This is a genomic window from Leptolyngbya sp. GGD (assembly GCF_026735145.1).
GTDB lineage: Bacteria > Cyanobacteriota > Cyanobacteriia > Leptolyngbyales > Leptolyngbyaceae > Leptolyngbya > Leptolyngbya boryana.
In genome coordinates this window covers 114,045-133,727 of sequence record NZ_JAPQKE010000004.1, presented here as the reverse complement: position 1 = coordinate 133,727, position 19,683 = coordinate 114,045, and the positions used below count along the sequence as shown (strand labels likewise).

The window sequence follows — 19,683 nt, the reverse complement described above, 5'->3', positions numbered from 1 at the left end:
GACTCGGTTAGAATTGAGTCAGGCATTTGGAGGGTAAGAAAATGACTCAAGCAACTGATTTAAAGCAAGTCGTTGAACATCGGATTACCCAAATTATTGATCAGCTTCAGAAAGCCCATCCTTTTCTTCAAGATCTCGATCGCACTCAACAGATTCGCGAACATACGGATGAACTGTTAGAACTTTGGCAACCGCAACAGATTCTAGAGATTCCACAAGAAGAGTTGGTTAGCATTGTTCAAGATATTATGGTCATGAATAGTGTTGCAGGAATGCTCAACGATTTGACACCAGCGCAGATGCAAATGTTTGATGAAGCGGTGAAGCGTGGAAATTAGAGATGGGTTACTTGCTGGATACAAATATTATCACCGCGATTTTGAAAGAAAACCAGCAAGCGATGCGTCAATTCAGACGCGCAAGGCAATCTCGCTCAAGGCTTTGTATTAGCTGTATGAGCTACTACGAAATCAAGCGCGGTCTTATCTATTCCAATGCAACTCGCCAGCTATCAAATTTTAAAACTTTTTGTTTATCAGTCGAAATCTTGCTGATTGATGATCTCGAAATCATTGAAACTGCTTCGAGAATCCATGCTGATTTGCGCAGACGGGGTCGACCGATTCAAGATGCAGATATTTTGATCGCGGCAACTGCGATCGTGAATTCTTTAACCGTTGTTTCTAAGTTTCTAATGATGCCGATTTGCAGAATGTGCAGTCGTTAAATCTAGAAAACTGGCTTTAAATTTATCGAATCCAAGCCTCGGCTTGCCTAAAAACATCTAGAAATTGACCAAATCCTTCTCGAAGTTGCGGCAGATATCGTGCAGCAAAAATGCCGCCAAGAAAGCCAAACAGATGCTCTTCCCAGGAAATGCGTTGATAGATAGGAAGTAAGCCCCAGAGATATTTGCTGTGAAAAAAGGCGGTGAATACTAAGAGGAGAACGGTTGGGATATTGCGCTCGAAGAATGCCAAAGACATTAAAAAACCTAAATACCCAAACGTTACGCCACTTGCACCAATATGATTGGTGCGATCGCGCCCAAGCAACCAGGTTCCGAATCCGCTCGTTAACGCAACAGTGACCGTTACGGCTCCAAAATTCTCAGGGTTTTGCAATAAAATCAGTCCACCGTAAGTGATAAACGCGATCGTATTGCTTTCTAAATGTCCCCAACTGCCATGCAAAAACGGAGCAAACAGCACACCCCATAATCCAGGCAATTGCCGAGGGCGAATCCCTAAATTATTCAAAGACTTTGCAAAAATGCCAAAATTGAGCACCGCCACAATCCAAGCGATCGCGACTAAATATCCAAGAATTTTGGCGCGTTCAACCCAGTTGAGTACCGCAGTTTGGCTAAAATCAGTCATACGCAAATCAGAATTCGCACATTCTCACATTCACCCTTTTATACATGCAAACTGCATCTCTTCTGGAAATCGCGAATACTTATCTGCGGGAAACGATTCAACCGATCGCCAACCAGCTCGATGAAGAGGTCAAAGCATTGCGATCGGCATTACAAGGATTGGGCGATCGTCAACTGCTGGCGCTGAGAGTTCCTAAACTTTATAACGGCGCAGAATTAGACGCTTCTGCGTTTCACTCCTTTCAAACTCAAACGGCTCGATTTTCTGGTGCGCTCGCCTTTCTCCAAACGCAACATCAAAGTGCTGGAGCAATTTTATCGAAAAGCGAGAATGAAGCGTTGAAGCAAGCTTACTTACCGAAGATGGGAACAGGTGAGAAGCTTGTGGGAATTGGGTTTTCACATTTACGGCGATCGAATCATCCGCCGCTTCAAGCGATCGAGACGGCTCATGGGTATGAGATTCACGGTCATATTCCCTGGATCACCGGATTTGGATTGTTTGAATCGGCGCTGATTGCAGCCGTCTTACCCAATGGTCAAGCGGTTTACGGCATGATTCCTTTTAAAGATACAGATGCACAGGGTTCAATTCGATTGAGTGAACCGATGCAGCTAGCGGCAATGAGTTCGACGAATACGGTGACGGCAGAATTGAGAAAGTGGCATCTTGCAGCTTCAGACGTGGCATTTGTGGCAGAAGCAGGGGCAATTTTCAAGCAAGATCGGGTGAATGTGCTCAATCACAGTTTCTTTTCGCTCGGGTGTGCTCAGGCTGGATTAGATATTCTCAAAGCGGCGATCGAAACTAAATCAGAGCTAGCGATCACACCTGCCCATGCCGCGCTTTTCGAGGAATGGCAACGCTGTCAGCACTTGATTACTACGGCTCAAGATCAAAGCTTCGAGGAACGTTTGAAATTGCGAGCTTGGGCGATCGAACTCGCAACAAAGTGCGCTCATGCCGCCGTTGTAGCTTCGAGTGGAGCGGCAAATTCTAAAGGACATCCAGCCCAGAGAGTTTATCGAGAAGCATTAGTGTTCTCTGTTTCGGGGCAGACGGCAGCCGTCTTAGAGGCAACGTTGGATCGCATCACACGATTGCATGAGATTGATCAGCGAGCGTAATATATCGGCGAGCCAGATCTGAGAAGACGGTATCGGTAAGAATGGTTTCTTCGAGTTTGACTCCGAGAATTCGGGCGTTACTGAGATCCGATCGCGTTAAATTTGCGCGGCTCAGATTTGTCCATTGCAAGTTTGCGCCATAGAGAAAGGCAGCTTCTAAGTTTGCTCCCGTCAGATTTGCACCTGAGAGATTCGCTCCATGCAGACGGGCATTTCTAAAATTTGAGAGCGATAACGACGCACCCTCCAAATTTGCACCACTAAGTTTTGCTTCGCTGAGGTTGATTCCCGTGAGATCGATACCGCTGAGATCGGCTCCATTTAAGAAGGCTTCGGCAAGGTTGGTATCGCTGAGAAACGCGTTTTTGAGCGATGCACCGCTGAGTTTTGCAGCTTGCAGATTTGCCCAGTTGAGGTTTGCGCCATCAAGCTTAGCTCCGCGCAGATTGGCTCCGATCAGCTTCGTGCCGCAGAGATTCGCTCGTTCCAAGATAGCGCTACGAAGGTTCGCATGGCTGAGATCGGCTCCACTTAGCCGCGATCGCGTAAAGTCAGATTTGACCAGAAATGCGCCATTCAAGCGAGCTTTCGTCAAATCGGTATCCGTAAAATTGCCTTCAGTGAGTTTGACAAACTGGAAATTTGCCCAGTTGAGAAAAGCGCCTTTGAGGTTGGCTTTCATTAAGAACGATCGACTGAAGTTGGCACCAGTAAGGTTGGCGTTTTCCAAATTGATATCGACAAGGGTGAGATTGCTGAGGTCTGCATTCCTGAGATTGACTCCAGAGAAATCTCGATCGCCGTATTCATATCGTCGGAGTAGCTCGCTGACTTCCATGTCTGCTTCCAATCTTAAGATTCTCTTCAGCTTATGCGGTTTATCTAAAATTGCGCGGAGATAGAAACAGAATGAAACGGTTGCTTACTAAAGTTCATATCGAGATTGAATTCAAAAAATCCCCAGCAGCAGGATTTATAGGTTAACTGGTAGTATCGATCGCACAAGAGTTAGTGTTGTGTTTTATGAAGCTGAAAATAGCTTTACCGATCGCAATTTTCAGCGCTGGATTGATGGGATGTGCGCCTGCGCCGATTGGGCTTTGGAGTCTGGCTTGGGTAGCGTTGGCTCCCTTGTGGGTCGTGACAGTTAAGACTCGATCGAGAAAGCCTGCCATTCTTTGGGGAATTGTTTATCACGGATTTGCGCTGCATTGGATTACGGGCTTGCATCCGTTGATGTGGCTCGGAATTCCGTGGATTGCCAGTGTGGCGGTCGTCGCATTCGCTTGGACATTTATCACAGGATGGGGAGCGCTGTGTGTAGGGCTGTGGGCGTGGGGCGTGAGAACGCTTAAAGCTCCAATGTTGCGAATTCTCATCGGGGTCGCGCTCTGGTGTGGGCTAGAAACGGTGCGACAGTGGAGCGCTCTCGATTGGACATCGCTCGCTTATACGCAGAGTCCAGCGAATCTAATTATTTTACATTTGGGAAGAATTTCAGGGACTTTGACTGTCACCGCCGCGATCGTGCTGGTGAATGGATTGCTTGCAGAGGCTTGGTTAGCTAAAGAGAAGCGGTTATATGGAATTGCCATTGCGAGTTTTCTTGGGCTGCATCTGATCGGATTTGGACTTTATCAAAGCGAGATCGTACAGAACCCGGAAGCCAAACTTACCGCAGGCATTGTGCAAGGCAATGTGCCAACGCGAGTCAAACTTTTTGCAGAAGGGTTGAAAAAAGCATTAGACGGCTATTCTTCAGGCTATCGAACTCTTTCAGATCAAAATGCTGATTTTGTCGTCACGCCAGAAGGAGCATTGCCGTTTTTGTGGCAAGGGCAGAATTTGAAAAATAGCGTCAATCAAGCGATCGCGGACAAGAAAACGCTTGCATTGATTGGCACATTTTTTCCAGAGGGCACGCGATATACCCAAAGCTTGATCGCGATCGACCAAGGCAACACGATCGCTCGATACAACAAAATCAAATTAGTTCCTTTGGGCGAATATATGCCGTTTGAGGAAGTTCTCGGGCGGTTATCGCCGATTGAATCCTCGATGTCGCCGGGAGACTTTAATCAAGACTTTCAAACGCCATTAGGACGAATCGCGATCGGGATTTGCTTCGATTCTGCATTTTCAGAAGTGTTTCGCCGTCAGGTGGCAAAAGGCGCGCAGTTTTTGATCACTGCCTCGAATTTAGATCCTTACAGCACCGTACTCATGGCACAACATGAAGCACATGATGTGATTCGAGCGATCGAAACTGATCGGTGGGCAGTGCGGGTAACGAACACAGGATACTCCGGCATTGTTGATCCACATGGTCGGGTGCAATGGCGATCGCACCCGAATCAATATGCAGTTCACGCAGACACCATTTATCGCCAGCAAACCCAGACTTTGTATGTGAAATGGGGCGATTGGCTGACTCCGACTCTACTAGGAGCGAGCGTTACGTTGCTGTTCTTCGTAGGTCGTAATCAGCGATAGATCTTGAGGGTTAATACTCGGCTCTAAGCTGATTAAATCGATAATATTTTTCAGCATCGTTTCACAGATTGCATCGAGGGGTAAATCATTTGGATCGCGTCCAAATGGATTTTCAATTTCAATGCCGATCGCTTCAATTCCAAACAACGTAAAGCTAATTAGCACAACCACTGGAGCCGTCCACCAGCCTAAATTTCCCACCATTTGAAAGGGCAAAGATAGGCAATAGAGCAAAATTAACTGTTTGAGGTGAATGGCATAAGCGATCGGCATCGGGGTTTTGAGAATTCGCTCACATGCGCCTAAACAATCGACTAATCCATTTAGGAGTAGCTGCATCTCAACGAGTTGATGAATTTTGACACGATCGTGCTGATGCTGTAATTGCAAATAATCGCCAATCCAAAACGCAACTCTCAAAGGTGGATTCGTCACCGTTTTCAGTTTTGAAACATGCTCAGGAGTTAATAAACTTTCTAACTCTGAGTCTGCAAGTTCTTGGCGAAGATGTGCTTTTGTGGTTACTGCAAAAGCAACTAACAAATGCAGAGCTTCAATTTTTTCGATACGATCGCGCTCTGTTTTCTCGCACACGGTTACCCAGATTTGTCGAGCGAGATTTCGGGTATCGTTGACCAATTTTCCCCAAGCTTTTCTGCCTTCCCAAAAGCGATCGTAGGCTGTATTAGTACGAAACACTAAGAGCAAGCCTAAGACAATATTAGGAATTAAACTCGCTAAGGCAGGAACTGAAACCGGAATCCCTTGACCAAATGCAATCGAGACAATTAGCCCAAAAAAACCGCAAAAGAGCGATCGCGGTAAAACATCTAAAACAACTGATCCTTTCAGTTGAAGTGCCGTTCGCAGCCAACGCTGTTTTTCAAAACTCATACATTCGATCGCATTGCAACCGCTTCATAATACTTGACCATTTGCGATCTTAACGACGGACTGTTCCCGTAAATCCAGCCGCTTTGAACTGTAAAAGCTTTAACGGCAAAGGCTGACTCTCTGGCACATTAATCGGAAATTCAAATTCACTGACTCCAGGTGGCACTTCTGGAATTGAACCTAAGCGAGTCCGATTTTCAATAATCGGATCTTCATTCGCATCGTAAATTCGTCCAAAAATATCTGCGTTGACGATCAATTTATTGGTCGGATTGGTTGCCTTGCCAAACACCATAAAACAGCGCGCCGATTGAGGTACACCGCCCGCTGTAATCGCTCCTTTGGCTAAATCCTCGGGACATTCTCGATACGATACATCTGAGAGTTTAATCTGCACCAATGCCCACGCATCGAATGTCCCCAACAGCCAAATGCACGCTGCCAGGAGGATTGCAACCATCGATCGCATTCTCATAACTCAACTATTCCAGATGTGATACAGGCTCAAGTTTAGCGCACTAGTCGTTCACCATAATCAATTTGTTAGCTGGCTTCGTTCTAGTTGGTAGGGGCGTTATTTGGAAATGCAGAGTTAGATATGAAGATCAAGTTGCTTGCGTACATAGTTGGCATAAGAATGTATCATTTGAATCGTTGAGTGGGCGGATTTATGGACGATCAGGATATAGCATTCGCGTACTAGCAAGCCAAGGCGTGTCTTCTGGTCAGTTTGATATCGAGTAAGCTGTAAGTGTGATTGCTTGAAAAGAGGTACACGACATGACATTAGCTGATTTGCTTCCTGATGCAAGACGACTCTCTGCCGCAGAAAAACTTAAGCTGATTCGGATTCTAGCTGAGGATTTGGAGATGACTGAGCAGATTGGGCCATTAGAACCCTTCAAAACCTATGACTTGCCAACTCCATATGATTGCTATGGCGCGGGTGCAGTTTTGATGGAGGCTTTCAAGCAGCCAGATGCAAGTCAGCAATAGTGTATGCGATTCAAATATTCAACCAACAGTCCAGTTCAAAATGAGTTTGATAGTTTGCCGAGACTTCCATTAATGTTACATCGAGAAGCTCGGAGCGTTGAAGCAGTCGGTCTCGTAGATAGCGGAGCAACAGTTAATGTCTTATCCTATGAACTCGGTCTTCAATTGGGGGGAGTTTGGGACGATCGCAGAGCCATTATTCAGTTAGCAGGGAATCTCAGTAATCAGCCAGCGATGCCTTTTTCTGCGATTGCCCAAATCGGTGAATTTCAACCCGTTGAATTACTCTTCGCATGGGTGAAGCGCCCAAACACTCCGTTAATCTTGGGACAGACAAACTTCTTTCTTGAATTTGATGTTTGCTTCTACCGCTCCAAGATGGAGTTTGAAGTCAATCCAAAATCCTAGTGGCTAGCCAGCTGACCATTCTGTTAGAGCGGCAAAAAATTCTCCTCGCTTCGTTTCAGTCATACTTGCCGCCACTCAACAGAACCGATAGGGAGATGGAGGAGTGGGGGAATAGGGAGCTTTCTGTGCCTGGGTTTGCCCTATTCCTCCACTTCGCAAGATTGCAGTCAACTACTCCTCTTGAGACTCGCTCGGCGGTTCATCTTTTGGTGCAGTCGAGCTGTGGATTTGTGTGGCTGCTGGCAGCTTTTGTAATTCTGGGGGGGTGGGTTCGAGCAGTTCTGCTTCGATTTCGTCTTTGCGCCAGCGATCGAGGATGTCCCGCACTAATGCCTCACGCACCCAAATCTGACCCACAATCACAAGCGGAATGGCTAAAAACAAGCCAAGAAAGCCAAAGAAAACCGTGAATACAACTTGTGACATCAACGTTACCGCAGGTAAAATTGCCACCTGACGCGACATCACAAACGGAACGAGTAAATACTGCTCTAATTGCTGAATCACAATGTACAGCACTAGCACGGCAACGGCTTTCCAGGGCGCATCGAGTAATGCCACTGCCATTGGCGGAATCACACTTAAAACAGGACCCACATTCGGAATTGCTTCCAACAATCCGGCTAAAAGCGCATTGGCTAATACCAGCGGTACACCTAAAATCAGCAGCGCGATTCCGCTGACTAGACCGATCACAATCATATTGATCATGATCCCAATTACCCAATTGACCAATGAAACTTCGCACATCGACAGAATTTGATCTGCCCGTCTCCGATAAAACGACGGAAATAGTGCGATGAATCCTCGTCGATAAGATTGAGGATCAATCAGCAACATAACGGTCAGAATCAAGATCAATAGAATATTCAACAGAACGTTGAATGTGTTCGAGAAGAATGAAAAGAAGTTACTGAGTAACCGCGCTACAAGCGGTTGACCCTGACGGATCAAATCTTCTACATCCGGGATATATTGCGCCATTCCTCCAGGAAGCGTGTTCTGCATTTGTTGCGCCCAGATCTGAACGCGATCGAGTCCCCGGGGCACAATTTCTACTAACTGCTGGAACTGTGCAATAAACGGCGGCACAATCAGCGCGACGAAAAAGATCGCCGCAGTCAATAAGGTCACAATTGCAATGAGAACAGCTCCGCCTCGCTTGATTTTGAAGCGCTGCAATGTATTGACAAAACTATTTAATGCGGTCGCAAACACAACTGCTGCATAGACGAGCAGTAAAACCTGTCGCATCTCCCACAGCACATAGAGGGAAATCGCTAATGCTAGAAATCCGACCCACTTGCCAAGTCCCACAATTTCTCACCCCTAACACGAGCAAACTAATCGAGTTTAGCTGCTCTGGTCGTATGTGAGTCTGATTTTTTAAACTTCATTACGGGAGGGGGGATGGATTTTTTGACGTAAGGCGATCCTGAATTTGGTGGGGAGTGGGGAGTGGTTTTGACATTTACAACTTAAGGAAGGCAGGTTGATTCTCAGTCAGGTATTTGACATACACTCGATCGCATCGGGCAGTTTCAACACCTGTTGCGGGTTGATAACCATTTTTTTCGTAGAGTTGAACGGCTTCTTTTAAGACACTCGCGGTTTCGATCCAAATTTGTTCAAAACCTTTTTGAGCGATCGCGTTTTCCAATTCACTGAGTAAAAACTTTCCTAATCCCAATCCTCGCACTTCGGGTCGCAAGTACATTTTGCGAATTTCAACTGCGTTTTTGCTTCTAGAAATTGGATAGTAAGCTGCTGTTCCCACCAGTTGATGATTGCGCTCAACGACCCAGAATTCGCCACTTTGATAGAAAGTTTCGACTTCTAAGACATCGCGATCGGCTCCTTCGGGTTCCTGAATCAGTCCATACTCTGCCAACACTGAGCCAATCAGGTTGAAAGCAGCCATGCGATCGTGCGGCTGCCAAGCTCGAATTAGAAAGTCTTGGTACTGCATTAGCTATGAATTCTGGGCTGAGGATATAACGTCGAGAGAATTTGACTTTCGATGGTTCCGAGTTCTTCGAGGCGTTGAGTGATCAGCGATCGCTCAAAGTAAGTATCCGCTAATGTCCAATACACTCCGTAATGTCGAGCTTCAGAAGCCATCAAGGCTCGATAAAATTTCGCTAATTCTTGATCCTCGCAATGCGTGGCGAGAAGTCCCAACCGCTCATGACTCCGAGCTTCGATCAAGCCAGAAACCAAGAGAGAATCTAACATGCGATCGGGTTCTTCGCGACGAATTTGTTTGTTCAAACTTGCACCATAAGGCGGCGGTGCAAGCGGTGCAAGCGGAATGTTGCGACGCTCTAAAATTTGGTTGACTTGCTCAAAGTGTTCGAGTTCTTCTTGAGCGATCGCAGTCAGTGATCGCACTAATTTTGCACTGGAAGGATAGCGAAACATTAAATTCAACGCAACTCCAGCCGCTTTACGTTCGCAGTGAGAATGATCTAGCAAAATTGTGTTTAGATTAGCCAAGGCTTGCTCGACCCAAGCAGAACTCGTCGGCTGTTGCAAAAAGCGAATCGTCGGCAAAGAAGAAACCACGGAAACTCTCATGATTTGGTTGGCATTTGCAATTCTAACGGCTTTTTTTGAGTCTTTGAAGGATGTTTCGAGTAAATACAGTCTGAGAAACTTAGATGTTTACATCGTGGCTTGGACTGCCAATATCTTTGCTGTTCTTTTTCTGATTCCCTTACTATTTGCGGCTGGTATCCCAAAAGTTGAGCCTGGATTTTGGGTTGCATTGCTGATTGGTGGAACGTTGAATGTCATTTCTTTTACGCTTTACATTCGCGCAATTCAAATCGCAGATTTATCGCTAACGGTTCCATTAGTGACGCTGACTCCATTATTCTTGCTGGTCACGTCGCCGTTAATTGTGCAGGAAAATCCAACCTTTGCTGATGCGATCGGAATTGCTCTGATCGTGATTGGCTCTTATGTTTTGAACTTACGCGAGCGCAAGAAAGGCTACTTTGCACCCTTGAAAGCCTTGCTGAAAAATAAAGGCAGCCGATTCATGTTGATGGTTGCCTTTATCTGGAGTATTACGTCTAATTTCGATAAGGTTGGAGTCGTCAATTCCTCCCCGCTCTTTTGGTCAACAGCACTTTATGCTTATTTAGCAGTCGGCATGTTTCCGATCGCGCTGTTCAATTCCCGCCACAAGTTCAAGCAGATTTTGCCAAATTTGCAGCCGCTGATGTTGATTGGGTTCTTTCATGCGATCGCAATTACATTTCAGATGATCGCGGTAACTTATACTTTGGTCACGCAAGTCATTGCGATTAAACGGATGAGTGCGCTCATCAGTGTGCTATTTGGGCATTTCCTATTTCGAGAAACAGGGTTAGAGGAGCGGCTCGGTGGAGCCGCAATTATGGTGTTCGGCGTAATTGTGTTGACCTTGTTTTAAAGGATGCTTGGTTCTTTCGTGTTAAAGCTCGATCACACGGAATTTCTGATTTAATCGGTTCCTCCCCAACTCCAGGTTGGATTGCCATTTCGCACTGATTTCTGCAAGATCACCGTTGTGAAGTCGTTGGCATCTGCCTGTCCAGTCATATCAAGGATCAGGTAAACCTTTCCATTCATGAAGCGGAGGCGCAGATAAGAATGTCCTTGATAAGCTTCATTGCCAATACGAGTGATGCCAGCCGTTGCGGTGCATTTGCTGTACTTAGGTTTGAGTTTGCCGACCCAAGTGACACTATAATCGTCAGTCGCAGCGATCGTCATGTTCTCTGCGATCGCCTTAAAGTTTGCTGACCCATCGATCGTATAACCTCCCTCACGATAGGGTCGCGGAGTTTCTGTCAACGTCACCTTATCAGGACAGATCGCGCCAGTATCGTTTGCTGTGAGGACTCGCATTTCAACATTGGCGGCGCTGGCTGGAACGGCTGAGAAAATAGATAAAGCAACAATTCCTAAACCCAATCGAGCAATATTCGATCTCATAAAATAGCTCAGTCTTTTGCATTGTGGTGGTTTCGTTAAATACACCACCGCTAGAGCAATTTCCTGAATTCAAAAAAGCGCGATCGCGCTGATGGACTAACCGCAGCGCCATTTTTCGGTTCATGCTTATTCACAGCAAGACATTCAGTTATCAGAACTATTGCCGCGATCACAATTAAACGTTATACAAATTCTTAAACCAGCGAACGAATGCTTGTGCTGTTGGATGCTGTGGCTGCAAAATTCGTTCTTGGATTGCCTGATGAAGTTGTCTTCCCGGTGGAGCTTGCCAAGCTAACCAGGTATACAAATTAGCTTTATCTGTATGCGTTAGCTTGAAAGGAGCAAATTTAGTGGCGGCAATTTGTGTCGCTTCCTGAGCATATTGCCAGAGTTCCTGTTTGTCATCCTCAATGAGGTTTGCCAGAAAAGTTTCTAGCATCCCTTGTAATCGATTGTCAGGCATCAGCCAGATTCCAAATTTGATTGGATCACCGATAGAGTTCTGAGCTTGATGAATCAGTCCAGCTTCTGGAAGTTGACTCGGCAAATCTGGAATACTTTTACGAGCGGCATTTCTAATACTTTGCCATCGAGAATCAGGTTGCTCATCCGCATCAATTAAGATGCCAAGTATCTGTAATCCAGATGCATCCAGTTGAACTGCTAATTCGTCAGGATCAGTGAGCTTTTCATACCCATCGAGTGCCTGAATTTGAACAATAGGATGGTTCTCCTCATCTACCCATATCACGTCATTTTTCTCGATCAGTTCAGGAATGACTCTTTTATCTTCGTTGCCTTCTACAAGAAGCTTCTTCGGAAAAACTTTCTTCGCCACGCTCACCGAACCTCAATATCTTGTTCAGCCGCAATCACAATCCTTCGTTCATTAAAGACAACCGAGCGTTGTTTATTTTTCTCAATTCGATGAATTGTAATTCCTTGTTCTTCGGCATCTTGCGAGCGCGCTATTTCAGAGAGGCTCTCCCAGCAATCGCGGCTATGAGTAGTCGCAAATACCTGAACATTAAGTCGATTTGCTACATCCCAAATGAGCTTCCACATGTTAGATAGGGCAGTAAAATGCAGTCCTGTGTCAATCTCATCCACAAATAACACACCTCCTTTAGCAGCAACCGCAGATAATGTAAGTCCTAGCATTCTCCAAATTCCATCACCCATACTTCCGATTGGGACACGCTGATTCTTATCTGACAATTTCACTAAGAACCCAGCGCGTACACCTAATTCTGTATAGCGAGCTTTTCTAGAACTTATCGGAGCAATGCGTTCAATTTCAGGTTCGATATTACGAAGTGCTTGATTTATGACATCTTCTTCTGGTGTCAAAACAATTTGCTCTTCAAACATTTCTATCATTCTATCTGCTGGAAGAGAGAAAGGAGTGACAAACTGCATATTGATCAGGGGAACACTTGAATCGGCACGAATTCGTCTTAGATAATCGGTGCGAAGTGATAAATCAGAAGAAAGAGTAAAAGACCGTTCCTCAACTTTATCGGTTTGATGTCCATATTTCCATTGAGCAACCAATTTCAAGATTGGATCGTCAATCAGTCCTCCGCGATCATCAAATTGCCCTTCTACATCATCAAAACTAGCCTCTTCGAGAGACAGGATCAATTCTTCATCATTACCATCTTGTTTTCCTGAGATAACTAATTTACTGTCTACTTTAGCTTCATATCCATGAAAGAGATTGCAGATATCTAAGGCAGACAGATCGCGACGTAATCGACTGCCAAGAGCATTAGGATCGCCCAATGAGTATTCACCACGATTACCCATTGTTTTAATAAGTGGTTCAAGATTGGTTCTTGAACAAAGAAGCTGAATTGCCTCAAGGAGTGATGTCTTCCCACTATTGTTTGTACCAACTAGCAAATTAATCCTGCCAAGTTGTTGAAGCTCGAAGTTTTTGAACCCTCGAAAGTTTTCTATTTTTGCTGACTTCAACATAATTTCTTGCAGATACCAGTGGATTTGCTATTAGGATAAGCGATCGCTAAACATTCCGCTAAAAAAAGCGCGATCGCTCCTTTGCAGAAACGATCGCGCTAAATTGTTTAGAGACTGAGATTAGTAATCGAAGTCGCCCATGCCGCCACCAGCGCCAGCACCAGCCGCAGCACCATCTTTCGGCTCAGGCTTGTCTACAACGATACACTCGGTCGTCAAGACCATTGCCGCGATCGATGCAGCATTTTGCAATGCAGAGCGAGTTACTTTCGCAGGGTCAACGATACCAGCAGCCAGCATGTCAACGAATTCACCCGATGCAGCATTGTAGCCAACATTGAATTCTTTCTCTTTCACACGCTCAGCAATCACCGCACCGTTTTGACCTGCGTTTTCAGCAATTCTCTTCAGAGGAGCGGTCAACGCACGAGCCACGATTTGAGCACCGATCAACTCTTCGCCGCTGAGGTTGCTAGAAGCCCAGCTTTCGAGTTCAGGAGCCAAGTGAGCCAAGGTTGTACCACCACCAGGAACGATACCTTCTTCAACAGCAGCTTTCGTTGCGTTGATAGCATCTTCGAGGCGGAGCTTACGATCCTTCATTTCGGTTTCGGTTGCAGCACCGACTTTGATCACTGCAACACCACCTGCCAACTTAGCCAAGCGCTCTTGCAGCTTTTCTTTGTCGTAAGAAGACTCGGTTTCTTCCATTTGACGGCGAAGTTGCTCGACGCGAGACTTCACTTGCGCTTCGTTGCCTTCAGCGACGATCGTGGTGTTGTCCTTGGTGATCGTGATGCGGCGAGCTTTACCTAATTGGTCAAGCTTAGTCGTATCGAGTTTCAGACCTGCATCTTCGGTGATCAATTGTCCACCAGTCAGAACAGCGATATCTTCGAGCATTGCTTTCCGACGATCGCCAAAGCCAGGAGCCTTAACTGCTGCAACGTTCAATACGCCACGCAGACGGTTCACAACCAAGGTTGCCAGAGCTTCTTTCTCGATATCTTCTGCAATGATGATCAGGGGACGACCTGCACGAGCGACTTGCTCAAGCACAGGAACGAGGTCTTGAACCAAGTTGATCTTCTTGTCGGTGATCAAGATGAAAGGTTCTTCGAGAACTGCTTCCATGCGCTCGGTGTCGGTTGCGAAGTAAGGCGAGATGTAGCCTTTGTCGAAGCGCATCCCTTCGGTGACTTCCAATTCGGTCGTCATCGATTTGCCTTCTTCGAGCGAGATAACGCCTTCTTTACCGACTTTATCCATTGCCGAAGCGATCATTTGACCGACTTCTTCATCATTCCCTGCTGAGATGGTTCCAACTTGCGCGATCGCTTTGGAATCTTCAACCGGACGAGCATGTGCTGCAATTTTTTCAACCAAGAATGCAGTTGCTTTGTCCATACCACGCTTCAAGAGGATTGCGTTTGCACCAGCGGCAACGTTGCGCATTCCTTCTTTGACGATCGCGTGAGCCAAAACGGTTGCAGTCGTGGTTCCATCTCCAGCCGCATCATTGGTTTTGGAAGCCGCTTGACGAATCAAAGCAACGCCAGTGTTTTCAACGTGATCTTCGAGTTCGATTTCTTTCGCGATCGTTACACCGTCATTGACGATCTGAGGTGCGCCGAACTTTTTCTCAAGCACAACGTTGCGTCCTTTGGGACCCAAGGTGACGGCAACTGCTTCAGCGAGAATGTCCATACCGCGCTCTAGAGCACGACGAGCGTTTTCGTTGTAAATGATGCGCTTAGCCATAGTGGAGTTAAAAGCTTTGTAAGGTTTACAGAGAGAAAGAAGAGAGAAGAGAAATTTGGATCTGCGACTTTAGATTGCTGCAATCCAAAATCGAGAATCGTTATGAAACAACAGCCAAGATGTCTTTTTCAGACAACAGAACATAGTCGTCGCCACCGAGTTTGATGTCGGTTCCTGCATACTTCGAGTACAGAACTTTGTTGCCGACTTGAACTTCCATCGGTTGGCGTTCGCCTTTTTCATTGAGCTTGCCGTTTCCAACTGAAACGATTTCGCCGACTTGGGGCTTTTCTTTAGCGTTATCCGGCAAAATAATTCCGCCAGCAGTTTTTTCTTCTGCTTCGCTCACTTTCACAAATACGCGATCGCCCAACGGTTTGACGGTGGAAACGCTCAGAGACACAGCTGCCATACAAATTCTCCAAACAATCTAAATGGACACGAAACGATCAAATACTGTTAAGCTGGATGTCCCATTTCACAACAGGTTCAGCCAGTTGCCGCAGTACGGGTAATTTTTCAACGCTTACCAGTCTACAGGCATTTGGATCTTTGAGTTAGCACTCTCATCTCCTGAGTGCTAATTTAACGAAGTGCGGTGTTAGATGCAACTTTTGGATGAGTACGGGTTCCCGAACGGGTGAGCAGTTTTATGAGTGTTGAGATTCTAAATCAGGCGGCAAGGGCGTTTCGCTCCGGCACATCCCGACCGGATGCAGAGCAAGTTGTGGATGCGCTCTTACAGGCAGAAAAATTTGCGAAACAACATCCACCGCAATTTTCTTTTGATCAGCTTGTTGGTCAATGGCGACTCTGCTTCGCGACTGGAACCCGAAAACTTCGACAAGGCGGTATTCAGTTAAAGAAAGGCTATTACGTGCCGAAATTGGCAAAGGCTCAGATTTCTTTTGCGCGAGATGAAGCGGAGCGCATCGGAAATCTGGCACAGCTTGGCGCATTGCAATTGAAATTTACGGGACCTGCCCGATTTCAGACGAAGAAAAATTTGTTGGCGTTTGAATTCACACAGATCCAGGTGACGTTTGGATCGATTGTGCTGAAAAAAGGTGCGGTTCGAGGTGGAGAAGCAAAAGAACAAGAATTTGAAGAGATGTCGATCGCTAAACTGCCTTTCTTTGCATTCTTTTTGATCACTGACGATTTAATTGCAGCGCGCGGTCGTGGCGGCGGGCTGGCGCTCTGGATTCGCGAATAGATGGATGAATCCGATTTAGACGATGAAGTAAAGTTCCTCAGCATCCAAATCGGATGACGATCGCAGACTAATTAGCGTTTGCGATAAGGAACAGACTTTTCAATGTCAATGTCATACACAGAAGTGCGACCTGGGTTTCCGCCTTGAGTGTTGACACTTCTCGCCATATTGAGGAACAGCGAAGGATCGCCATTTTTGGGTCGATTCTCGTAAGATGTGAAATTGCGAACCACTTCTTGCCAGATCGTTTGAGGGAAGCCCAACTTCGCCCGATAGTAACCATCGTAGCGGGGAGAAGTAATGTTAAAGGGCGTTTCACCCAATGTCCGGCTTGGTAGAGTCCGACGGCGATGATACGGAACAGTGTTCTCACCAAAGTTTTCGATGTACTCTTCACTGTTCAGCAAGTCATCGACAAACCCTTTGACCCCTTTGGTCATCACAACGGCTGACCAAGCAATCTTCTCAGCTTCGTTGTAAACTTTCCGTCCCAGAACTTTCTGGACACAGTGTTCCACGAAGCGATAGTTACTATTTTTGTTATAGAAGCTATCGATAAAGGTATTCGAGAGCAACAGTCCGCGAATGAAATCACGCACCGTGATCTGTCTATTGCGAAGTTGAGACTCAAGAATGGTTTCTCGATCCCATCGAAAAGCATGGAAGAAGATCTGGCGATACGCCGCATTAATCAGATCTCCCATCTCCGTGGGTGAATACTGATTATCAGTTGAATAAATGATTGCTTCATCATCGGGTGCGCCTAATGCATCAACCCGCTGGTTAGGACAAGTAGGAGAATAGGCTAAGAGAGGAATTGCCACGTTATACAAACCTCCAACTTTATAAAACTTGAAAAAATGGCACCTTCGATCATAAAAGATAAGGGGATTTCAACAGACATCCGTTCGATAAAACGTTACAGACCTTAACTTCGTCAACACAGAATACCAGATAAAGCCAACAGAAACCTCGCTATAAATTCGTAAAAAACCATTACGAAATGACGCTGAAAATGATGCCCTGAAAGCATTTCGTCGTTTAATTTCGTTTTTCTTAATGACTAAACTTTGAAATAGAAAGCTTCAGAAATCCTGAGAAAGCTTACAAAAACTGGCTTTTGTTTCAGTTTATATTTCTTAACTAAGTTTGTATCTTATCTGCTGAAAATTGCACAAGTTTTGCACAAGCAGACTGCTCTAATTAATTCAGCAAGAATAGTCAAAAGAAGTAAATCTTTAACAGAAAAGCTTAAGACTTTAATTCTTATGGCTAGTCTTAATGAGACGGTTGCTCTCCAGGTGCGACTGATTCTCACAGATTTAAACAGGAAGTTTACTCAATCCAACACATTAGGAGATTGAATCAATGCTAGATGCCTTTACTAAGGTCGTTTCACAGGCTGATACACAAGGTCAGCTCGTCAGTGGCGCACAAATCGACGCTCTCTTGGCAGTCGTAAAAGACGGTGCAAAGCGCACCGATGTTGTGAACAGAATCACAGGTAGCGCTTCGACGATCGTTACGAATGCAGCACGGGCATTGTTTGAAGAACAGCCTCAATTGATTGCTCCTGGTGGAAATGCTTACACCAACCGTCGTGTTGCAGCTTGTATGCGCGATATGGAAATCGTTCTGCGCTACGTTACCTATGCAGTCTTCTTGGGTGATGCAAGCGTGCTCGACGATCGCTGCTTGAATGGTCTGCGTGAAACCTACATTGCTTTGGGCGTTCCGACCTCTTCAATGGCGAACAGCATCGTCAAAATGAAAGAAGCTGCGATCGCAATTGCCAACGATCGCAACAATATCCAACCGGGTGATTGTAGCTCTTTGATTGCTGAATTGAGCAGCTACTTCGATCGTGCTGCTGCTGCGATCAGCTAACTCCCTCAATTCTCGGCGATGCGATTCATCGCACTCGCTTTAGTTTGAAAACTTCTACAACACTACGGAGAAAGAATCCAATGAAAACACAATTGACAGAAGCAGTTGCTGCTGCTGATTCACAAGGTCGTTTCCTCGGTAACACCGAGCTGCAAATCGCTTTCGGTCGCCTCCGCTTGGCAACCGCTGATCTCGAAGCTGCAAAAGCTTTGGGTGACAAAGCAGATTCACTCGCTCAAGGTGCAGCAAACGCTGTATACCAAAAATTCCCCTACACCACCCAAATGCAGGGTGCGAACTATGCTTCCGACGCACGTGGTAAAGCAAAATGCTTGCGTGACATCGGTTACTATATCCGGATGATCCAATACTGCTTAATCGCAGGTGGAACTGGACCTGCAGATGAGTATCTGTTGGCAGGTTTGGCTGAAATGCACAGCCGTTTTGAATTGGTTCCTGCTTGGTATGCTGAAGCGCTTCGCTACATCAAAGCAAACCATGGCTTGAGCGGTGACCCTGCACTGGAAGCAAACTCCTACATCGACTACATCATTAACGCACTTGCATAATTGTGCGGTTTGCCCAGGACGATCAGCATTCCTGTCTGTGAGAGAGCTATGTTTATCGTTCTGGGCAACTTTTGTCGGCATGAACGCTTAAGAAACAATTGATTAGTCCTTTGTAAGATTGGGAGAACCAAACTATGCCTGGTTTACAAGAAGCTGCACGGTTAGGGATTACGCCTTTTGAAGAAGCAAAGCCCGTTGAACTCCGTGCGAATTGGACTCAAGATGAAGTGCAGGCGGTGATTCGCGCAGCATATCGGCAAGTGCTTGGCAACGAGCATCTGATGCAAAGCGAACGGTTGGTTGCAGCAGAATCGCAGCTCGTTCAGGGTGTGATTTCGGTGCGGGACTTTGTGCGGGCGATCGCAACGTCTGATCTCTATCGCGAGAAGTTTTTGTATCCGAACTTCCATGTGCGCTTTATCGAGCTGAACTATAAGCATTTCCTAGGACGTGCACCTTACGAGCAGGCTGAGATTTCCTACCATTTGGACTTGTTCCTGAATGAAGGCTACGAAGCTGAAATCAACTCTTATCTGGATTCAGTTGAGTATCAAAGCAGCTTCGGCGAAAACATTGTTCCTTACCATCGCGATTTCCAAGTCGATCACCCTGGCTCACGGGCGATCGGCTTTAGTCGTTTATTGCATCTCTATCGCGGATATGCAAATAGCGATCGCTCTCAGGGACAAAAACAGCCTCGTTTAACCTGGGAAGTTGCGAAGAACCTAGCAACCCCGATCTCTGCTCCTTCGGCAACTGCACTTTCAGGTGCGTTAGGTGGCAACCGTGGTGATGTCTATCGTCTGCGGGTGTTGCGCTCTGCATCTCCAAACTCAGCCGTTGTGCGGCAGGCAACCACGGAAGTGCTTGTTTCTTATGATCAACTGTCCTCGAAACTTCAACAGTTGAATCGTTCGGGCAGCAGAGTGGTCAGTGTGACTCCTGTCTAAATCGATTGAGGGAATTGCTAATCGATGAAGTCCCAG

At 46.1% G+C, this 19,683-nt stretch carries 24 protein-coding genes; 11 read left to right on the top strand and 13 right to left on the bottom strand.

All coding sequences use genetic code 11. From position 1 onward, the window contains the following. Positions 1–41 precede the first annotated feature (41 nt). Both OU814_RS19760 and OU814_RS19755 read left to right on the top strand, forming a co-directional pair. Entirely contained in the window at positions 42–338 is a 297-nt protein-coding gene (locus OU814_RS19760; RefSeq protein ID WP_268241871.1) for a hypothetical protein, read from the top strand. A gap of 2 nt (positions 339–340) precedes the next feature. Then, positions 341–727 (top strand): type II toxin-antitoxin system VapC family toxin, encoded by a 387-nt coding sequence (locus OU814_RS19755; RefSeq protein ID WP_268241870.1) that lies wholly within the window; start codon positions 341–343, stop codon positions 725–727. Positions 728–749: 22 nt separating this feature from the next. Here the strand turns inward: OU814_RS19755 and OU814_RS19750 are convergent, their stop codons facing one another. Continuing rightward, a complete protein-coding gene (locus tag OU814_RS19750) occupies positions 750–1,379 on the bottom strand; it encodes a rhomboid family intramembrane serine protease (protein WP_268241869.1) in 630 nt (209 codons plus the stop codon). A gap of 44 nt (positions 1,380–1,423) precedes the next feature. Here OU814_RS19750 and OU814_RS19745 point away from each other — a divergent pair, with 44 nt between their 5' ends. Continuing rightward, the gene (locus OU814_RS19745) at positions 1,424–2,506 is read left to right on the top strand and encodes an acyl-CoA dehydrogenase family protein (protein WP_268241868.1); all 1,083 of its coding nucleotides are present in this window, start codon (positions 1,424–1,426) and stop codon (positions 2,504–2,506) included. On the opposite strand, the gene OU814_RS19740 is transcribed toward OU814_RS19745, so the two are convergent. Then, positions 2,472–3,344 carry a pentapeptide repeat-containing protein gene (locus OU814_RS19740; RefSeq protein WP_017286934.1) on the bottom strand — a complete coding sequence of 291 codons (873 nt, stop codon included), beginning with the start codon at positions 3,342–3,344 and terminating at the stop codon, positions 2,472–2,474. The two genes, OU814_RS19745 and OU814_RS19740, sit on opposite strands and share 35 nt — an antisense overlap. A gap of 185 nt (positions 3,345–3,529) precedes the next feature. Between OU814_RS19740 and lnt the strand changes: the two genes are divergently transcribed. Beyond that, positions 3,530–4,999 carry an apolipoprotein N-acyltransferase gene (gene lnt / locus OU814_RS19735; protein WP_268241867.1) on the top strand — a complete coding sequence of 490 codons (1,470 nt, stop codon included), beginning with the start codon at positions 3,530–3,532 and terminating at the stop codon, positions 4,997–4,999. On the opposite strand, the gene OU814_RS19730 is transcribed toward lnt, so the two are convergent. Both OU814_RS19730 and OU814_RS19725 read right to left on the bottom strand, forming a co-directional pair. Continuing rightward, positions 4,949–5,893: a bestrophin family protein gene (locus OU814_RS19730; protein ID WP_017286932.1), complete on the bottom strand. Its 945-nt coding sequence runs from the start codon at positions 5,891–5,893 to the stop codon at positions 4,949–4,951. The two genes, lnt and OU814_RS19730, sit on opposite strands and share 51 nt — an antisense overlap. A 49-nt stretch (positions 5,894–5,942) precedes the next feature. After that, on the bottom strand, positions 5,943–6,353 hold the full coding sequence (locus OU814_RS19725; RefSeq protein ID WP_225885710.1) for a hypothetical protein: 411 nt from the start codon (positions 6,351–6,353) through the stop codon (positions 5,943–5,945). A 320-nt stretch (positions 6,354–6,673) separates the two neighbouring features. Here OU814_RS19725 and OU814_RS19720 point away from each other — a divergent pair, with 320 nt between their 5' ends. After that, a complete protein-coding gene (locus tag OU814_RS19720; protein WP_268241866.1) occupies positions 6,674–6,889 on the top strand; it encodes a hypothetical protein in 216 nt (71 codons plus the stop codon). A gap of 3 nt (positions 6,890–6,892) precedes the next feature. Then, positions 6,893–7,297 (top strand): hypothetical protein, encoded by a 405-nt coding sequence (locus tag OU814_RS19715; RefSeq protein WP_017286929.1) that lies wholly within the window; start codon positions 6,893–6,895, stop codon positions 7,295–7,297. 171 nt (positions 7,298–7,468) lie between these two features. Here the strand turns inward: OU814_RS19715 and OU814_RS19710 are convergent, their stop codons facing one another. From OU814_RS19710 to OU814_RS19700, 3 genes are all read right to left on the bottom strand, one after another. Continuing rightward, positions 7,469–8,614, bottom strand: a complete 1,146-nt coding sequence (locus OU814_RS19710; RefSeq protein WP_268241865.1) for an AI-2E family transporter — start codon at positions 8,612–8,614, stop codon at positions 7,469–7,471. 154 nt (positions 8,615–8,768) lie between these two features. Beyond that, complete coding sequence (locus OU814_RS19705; RefSeq protein WP_268241864.1) at positions 8,769–9,266, bottom strand: GNAT family N-acetyltransferase; 498 nt, start codon at positions 9,264–9,266, stop codon at positions 8,769–8,771. Further along, on the bottom strand, positions 9,266–9,862 hold the full coding sequence (locus OU814_RS19700; protein WP_326498320.1) for a tRNA-(ms[2]io[6]A)-hydroxylase: 597 nt from the start codon (positions 9,860–9,862) through the stop codon (positions 9,266–9,268). The genes OU814_RS19705 and OU814_RS19700 overlap by 1 nt, the downstream gene beginning before the upstream one ends. Before the next feature lie 10 nt (positions 9,863–9,872). Between OU814_RS19700 and OU814_RS19695 the strand changes: the two genes are divergently transcribed. Then, entirely contained in the window at positions 9,873–10,736 is an 864-nt protein-coding gene (locus OU814_RS19695) for a DMT family transporter (RefSeq protein ID WP_268241862.1), read from the top strand. A gap of 50 nt (positions 10,737–10,786) precedes the next feature. On the opposite strand, the gene OU814_RS19690 is transcribed toward OU814_RS19695, so the two are convergent. From OU814_RS19690 to groES, 5 genes are all read right to left on the bottom strand, one after another. Further along, positions 10,787–11,281, bottom strand: coding sequence for a hypothetical protein (locus tag OU814_RS19690; protein WP_190647536.1), 495 nt, complete (start codon positions 11,279–11,281; stop codon positions 10,787–10,789). Positions 11,282–11,456: 175 nt separating this feature from the next. Continuing rightward, positions 11,457–12,122, bottom strand: coding sequence for a DUF3226 domain-containing protein (locus OU814_RS19685; RefSeq protein ID WP_268241861.1), 666 nt, complete (start codon positions 12,120–12,122; stop codon positions 11,457–11,459). Positions 12,123–12,124: 2 nt separating this feature from the next. After that, entirely contained in the window at positions 12,125–13,264 is a 1,140-nt protein-coding gene (locus OU814_RS19680) for an AAA family ATPase (protein WP_268241860.1), read from the bottom strand. 120 nt (positions 13,265–13,384) lie between these two features. Then, the gene (gene groL, locus OU814_RS19675) at positions 13,385–15,025 is read right to left on the bottom strand and encodes a chaperonin GroEL (RefSeq protein ID WP_026148478.1); all 1,641 of its coding nucleotides are present in this window, start codon (positions 15,023–15,025) and stop codon (positions 13,385–13,387) included. A gap of 100 nt (positions 15,026–15,125) precedes the next feature. Further along, a complete protein-coding gene (gene groES / locus OU814_RS19670; RefSeq protein WP_017286920.1) occupies positions 15,126–15,437 on the bottom strand; it encodes a co-chaperone GroES in 312 nt (103 codons plus the stop codon). A 240-nt stretch (positions 15,438–15,677) separates the two neighbouring features. On the opposite strand from groES, the gene OU814_RS19665 reads away from it, so the two are divergent. Continuing rightward, the gene (locus OU814_RS19665; protein WP_190647501.1) at positions 15,678–16,241 is read left to right on the top strand and encodes a hypothetical protein; all 564 of its coding nucleotides are present in this window, start codon (positions 15,678–15,680) and stop codon (positions 16,239–16,241) included. A gap of 71 nt (positions 16,242–16,312) precedes the next feature. Here OU814_RS19665 and OU814_RS19660 read toward each other — a convergent pair whose 3' ends face one another. Beyond that, on the bottom strand, positions 16,313–17,065 hold the full coding sequence (locus tag OU814_RS19660; protein ID WP_017286918.1) for a phycobilisome rod-core linker polypeptide: 753 nt from the start codon (positions 17,063–17,065) through the stop codon (positions 16,313–16,315). A 544-nt stretch (positions 17,066–17,609) separates the two neighbouring features. Here OU814_RS19660 and OU814_RS19655 point away from each other — a divergent pair. From OU814_RS19655 to OU814_RS19645, 3 genes are all read left to right on the top strand, one after another. Continuing rightward, positions 17,610–18,128: a phycocyanin subunit beta gene (locus OU814_RS19655; protein ID WP_017286917.1), complete on the top strand. Its 519-nt coding sequence runs from the start codon at positions 17,610–17,612 to the stop codon at positions 18,126–18,128. An 80-nt stretch (positions 18,129–18,208) separates the two neighbouring features. After that, positions 18,209–18,697 carry a hypothetical protein gene (locus OU814_RS19650; protein WP_017286916.1) on the top strand — a complete coding sequence of 163 codons (489 nt, stop codon included), beginning with the start codon at positions 18,209–18,211 and terminating at the stop codon, positions 18,695–18,697. Positions 18,698–18,831: 134 nt separating this feature from the next. Next, positions 18,832–19,647 (top strand): phycobilisome linker polypeptide, encoded by an 816-nt coding sequence (locus OU814_RS19645; protein WP_017286915.1) that lies wholly within the window; start codon positions 18,832–18,834, stop codon positions 19,645–19,647. The last annotated feature ends 36 nt before the right edge of the window (positions 19,648–19,683 follow it).